This is a genomic window from Nostoc sp. NMS7, from assembly GCF_017115085.1.
GTDB lineage: Bacteria > Cyanobacteriota > Cyanobacteriia > Cyanobacteriales > Nostocaceae > Nostoc.
Map to the genome: position 1 here is coordinate 41,511 of NZ_JABXKJ010000218.1, position 5,071 is coordinate 46,581.

At 44.0% G+C, this 5,071-nt stretch carries 5 protein-coding genes; all 5 read right to left on the bottom strand.

The window, feature by feature from the left end; genetic code table 11:
- On the bottom strand, positions 1-2,314 hold a 2,314-nt coding region (locus HWQ38_RS26590; protein WP_292799640.1), incomplete at its 3' end, for a substrate-binding domain-containing protein.
- Positions 2,315-2,833: 519 nt separating this feature from the next.
- Complete coding sequence (locus tag HWQ38_RS26595) at positions 2,834-3,946, bottom strand: precorrin-8X methylmutase (protein ID WP_292799655.1); 1,113 nt, start codon at positions 3,944-3,946, stop codon at positions 2,834-2,836.
- A 61-nt stretch (positions 3,947-4,007) separates the two neighbouring features.
- Positions 4,008-4,520 (bottom strand): hypothetical protein, encoded by a 513-nt coding sequence (locus HWQ38_RS26600; protein ID WP_292799643.1) that lies wholly within the window; start codon positions 4,518-4,520, stop codon positions 4,008-4,010.
- A 3-nt stretch (positions 4,521-4,523) separates the two neighbouring features.
- A complete protein-coding gene (locus HWQ38_RS26605; RefSeq protein ID WP_292799646.1) occupies positions 4,524-4,871 on the bottom strand; it encodes an STAS-like domain-containing protein in 348 nt (115 codons plus the stop codon).
- A 16-nt stretch (positions 4,872-4,887) separates the two neighbouring features.
- Positions 4,888-5,071: hypothetical protein (locus tag HWQ38_RS26610; RefSeq protein ID WP_292799649.1), on the bottom strand; the 184-nt coding region annotated here is incomplete at its 5' end.

Below are 5,071 nucleotides of genomic sequence, written 5' to 3' on the forward strand. Positions count from 1 at the left end.
GTTGGTGCAGCGCTGCTTTCTTGGTTTCGGAAATCTCCCAAGAGACATCAGCCGATGTATAAGTATGCGGTGTCAGCAGAATACTGCTCTCTTCTTGGGCATCTACCAAATTTATAGCTGTTTCGGCTGCAATCGGCACATTCTCAACCGTAGTATCAGTTTCTCCTTGGGCATCTGATGCCAAAGTGGTAGCCCAGGCTCCAATGCCTGCGCCTGCTGCTAAAGCCGCAGCAACTAGATCTGTGGAGTTACCTTCCCCAACAGTCGGCTCTGCTTGAGATTTTTCCTCTAGCAAATTCACACTAGGTTCGGCCTCGTCCGCCACCACATTCAATTCATCTTCTGGCAAATCGAGTAGTGAAGCTGTTTCGAGTAGTGAAGCTGTTTCTGCCTCTGACGGTTCCACATCAGCTGTTAAAGGCAATTCATCTACTAAGGCTGTATCTTCATCTTCAGTTGAGATAATACTATCTAGCCAGTTGAACTCTGCCTGAAGTTGCTCATCTATCTGATCTTCACTAACTTCTGTGTCCCAGTATCCAAAATCGGATGTTACTTCTGGCACATCTGGTAATTCCGGGAGTGAATCTGTCACCTCAGATGATGGCAGTTCCACATCAAACGCTTCTTCTGGAATATTAGCCCGGTGAGGATATGAAGTATTTACTACAGCTGCTGGGGCTTCTATGTCCCATGCAACTTGATCAGACTCCGGAGGGTTCATATCCGTATAATTACTTATCTCTCCTGTCTGATCAATCGCATCTGTTTCTGTTTCTTTGTTGCTAAAGGCAGACCAGGTACTTGCCCCGATACCCGTTGCTAGAGCCGCACCACCAGTTAAAGCTGCGGCTCCCAAATTGTGATTTTCTGATCCATTACCTACAGATGAGGTTGTGCCTTCACTGAGGTTAGAACTGCCATTAGTTACCTCTTGTACTAAATTTGATGTGCCCTGAGTAGCGTTCTGGGTCAGGTCAGATTCTGTTTGAGCATAGATGTTGAAAGGAGTGCGATCGCGGGTTTCTTGCTCTTGGAACTGTGGCACTGGCTGCTCCTCAGGTATCGCTCCGTTGAGCGAGGCCGCTGTGCTGGCATTGAACACCGGCGTTTCTTCATCTTCTCTGCTAGGTGGACGGGGATTTGATTCTGGTAAGTTGTCTGTCTTCTCAGTGGGCAATGGGCGTTTTCCTAGAACCCACCATAGTAACCCTCCACCTAGACTAATAAAAAAGAAAGGTAGCAGCAACCATAATGGTGTTTGCTTGTCTACAATTGGACTCTTTTCTACAGGAGCAGCCACAAAGGGCTGTTCGGCAAATGCAGGTGTCTTCTGGGCGCTAGGGGAAGCTGTAGCAGTCGGTGTCGTCTGGGCACTGGGGGAAGGTGTAGCAGCAGGTTGTGATACGCTGGCTGCGATTGCCTCTGCGTCAGTAGTTCTAGCTTGTTCTATAGCTTGCTGTCCTGAGGGTGCAAGGGTAAAGCCGAGAAAATCTACTATGCCTAAGCTGGGATTTTTTTTGTAAACGTAAACTAAAGGTTGCGAGAAAGGATATTTAGGATCATTTGGCAAGGTTTGATGTAGTTGCAGAACTCGCACACCTTTCAACTTCGACACCTGATTAGCTAACACATAACTGATGCCGTCTTTGCCCAGTTGTTTAATAATTTCGGCGGTATTATCCTCACTTAGTTGGGTAGCATTAGAGCCTGTAGCAAACTCAGCAGTCTTGAAGGCTGGATAAGCACGAAAAGTATCACGAGTATCACTCGTATTAGGGTGATCAATTAGCCGAATCTTCCCTGGAGGTCCTCCCAGTTGTGACCAATTTGTAATTTGTCCCCGGAAAATCCGGGCGAATTGCTTACTGGTTAAGCTTTGTTTGAAAGGATTATCTGCACCAACCACGATCGCAATCTTCTCACGGCGCAAGCGCACTTGCTCTAGTCCTTGGGCTTTTTCTGCTGGTGTCAACCCACGCCCGATTGCTGCTATGTCAATTTTGCCATCTAGCAAATTTTTCAGTGCCGTACTAGTGCCGTTAGCAGCAATTTCAACCTTTGTGCCGGAAAACTGTTTTTCAAAACTTTCTTTCAGCCTTTGGTTGATTGCAGCCAAGCTATTTGAACCGTCAATCCGCACTGTCGTACCATTCTGCACTGTTTGCGGCAGTGCAAAAGAGGGAGCTTCCGGTTTAGATTTTGCCAGCATCGGTGCAGATACCACCAGAGTTGCTGCCATCGGTGTCGTAGCTAAGGCAATCCATAATACCAGCCTGATTATCGAAGTATCTTTTTTTTCTTGTTGCCACATATGCCCTTTATTAAAGTAAAAAATAGAAAGCCTACCAATCCTAAATCCCAATCTTTTTAAAGATTATGGAGGAGACGCGCTAATTATACATCTGAGTTATCTTTACTTCTAATTATTTCAACGCACTTGTATTTATTTATACTTAGTAACTTATATAGCATGATAATTTATACTCTAAATTGCCAAAGTCTGTTTACTATAAATTTTTCTAATTTAGATTGCAACTTATACCAAGTTAGTGGCTTATGGCCACAATTATGAATTATTGAATTACTAAAACTGGTAAAGTGTACCAAATTCAATATTATTTAACAATATTATTTTCACAGACGTAACAGTGCTACCTCTCTACAAGGGTTCTATAGGACTCGTATTTGATTTCTGAAAAAAATCAGTACACCCCGAAAAGGCTTCTTCCCATTTGGCTACGCTCACGGCAAGCCCACTCCCATTCGGCTACGCTACAGGGCAAGCCTACTCCCTGTCTACGGAAATAATTTCAAAAATCAAAGCAGACTGCTATACATCTTTGAGATAACAATGACAATCTGGCTTATCAATCAGTGACTCCACCAACGCATTTAGGGCAGTTGCAGCTAAAGCGCCACCTCCCAAAGTCCCTTCAACTGTAATAAAAGGTATCCCTTGTTGGATCACTTGTCGCTTGGCTGCGGGAGCATGGCTAAAGCCAATGGGCATTCCAATTACTAATGCTGGCTGAATTTTCTGGTTGGCGACTGCCTCACAAACTTCCAGAAGTACTGAGGGAGCATAACCAACTACCAGCACACAACCCTGACTTACTTGCTGCAATTTTGATCGCCATTCTCGATGTTGCCAAAAGGCAAGTTCTGCTTCTGTGGCGGTGGTAATATGGGGATTATCAATTAAGGTTTCAATGTGGCATCCCAAGTGGGATAATCGGGTTTGATCCAAAGCAGCTGCAACCGTTTGAGTATCGACAACAATCTGACAGCTTGAAGATAGGGCTTCTCGACTAGCAGCGATCGCATCTCGACTCAATTTAATAAAGGACACCAAACTGACATCGCCACAAGCCAAAACCAACTGAGAAATTAAGTGTTGTTCAATTTCTGAACGGTTAGATAAATCAGGTAGTAAGCGTTGTAGCGATTCTGTAAAAGCTTCCGAGTGGGTATGAATTTCGGCATCCAAGCCACTCCAGAGATTTTCCAATCCCCCCAATCCGGCTTGGGTTTCCACATCGAGTAACTTGAGTTGTGCCAAAACTTCCGCTTGGATAATTTGACAATGGCGATCGCGCCCCAATAATCCTTCTAATGCTGATGCCGTTTGCCGCAGTTGAGAAATTTGTTGCATCACCGCTCGATATTGCTGCTGAAGTTGTCCCATGAGGTTAAGATTTGTGTCGGCTTCTGGTTCCACCTCCAAAATCTGACGGATATGGTTTAGCTGAAAGCCTTGCTGCTTGAGTGCGACAATCCGTTGCAAGCGAAGGACATCTTTTTGGTTGTAGAGACGGTAATTGCTAGGCGATCGCACGGGTTGCGGTAGTAGTCCCAATTGATGGTAATGTCGCACCATGCGCGGAGTTAAACTCCCGCCAACCAAGTGCGTTAACTGCTTAATTGTCAGATCGCTACTTTTGATTTCCACGAATTACGCTATTAATTAAAGAGGTTATAGGAAAGGCGATCGCTTTTAACCTAGCTTAGTATGAACTATCTGCTAGCCAAGAATTTTTTTTGTATATTAGCTGCTTGGATGACGTTGTTGTTACTCGTAAATACCTGAATATCTGGAACAACAGCATAATCCATGTCATGTGTGATATAGCAGTCGCCAAAGCCGTTAGGACAGTTCGCGGGAAACGCGCCTTCAAGAGCGTATTTTGTGATTTTATTGCTGTCCTAAGCTCCCTGTCCGTTGCTATAATTTTAATTTTACCTGCTCCTGCTCTGCTAATAGCTTCGAGAAGTAGTAAATCATAACCATCAACAGCTTGTGTTTGGAATCTGTTTAGTGCTGCATCAGTTGTTGCGTCATCTACTGTCAGATCAACAGGAACAGCAAGCGCCTTAACCTGACTCCAAGCGGACTGAACTTCAGCAACAACGTTTATCCGTTCATTTGGGTAATTATGACGATATTCCTTAAGTGGCAAATACCTATGAGACTGGATATAAATCTTATATTCAGTTCTCTCAATGATATGAGCAACCATGCTTTAAAAAGTTGCAGCCTGCTCTGCGATCGCTGCATCAACCGCATTACGAAATTGCTCATCAGAATAGTAATGCTTCGCATTGGTAATCACACGCTCAAGAACATTCCACCCCTCAGAACTTATAGCGGTGAACTCAACCAGTCGATTCAGGTTATCTGCTGGAATATCCTTTAAGAGATGACCGATCGCCAAGTTGAAAAAGGGAGATGCAAAGACCTGAACTCCTATAAAATCCAATTCTACAGGGTTGCCAGAAAGTAGAACTGGATGAATCTGGTCATATACCTTCTGTCCACTCTCAGCGCTGATGGCGTATTTCCCGACGAGATTAAAAATTTTGTATGCCATTCCTCTATCTCCCTCTTTAAAATAACCGCTTCTTAAGTTGATGAGCTTCAGTTGCTAGGCAGTAGCAAGATTCATCACACCGAATTGCAATATTAATCAGGGTTCCTCTAAAATTAGTACGTTTGTTCTCATATATAATATTATCGTATCCGCTCAATAAGTTGCGGTAAGCAAAAATTATTAGCGATTGTTGAATCAAT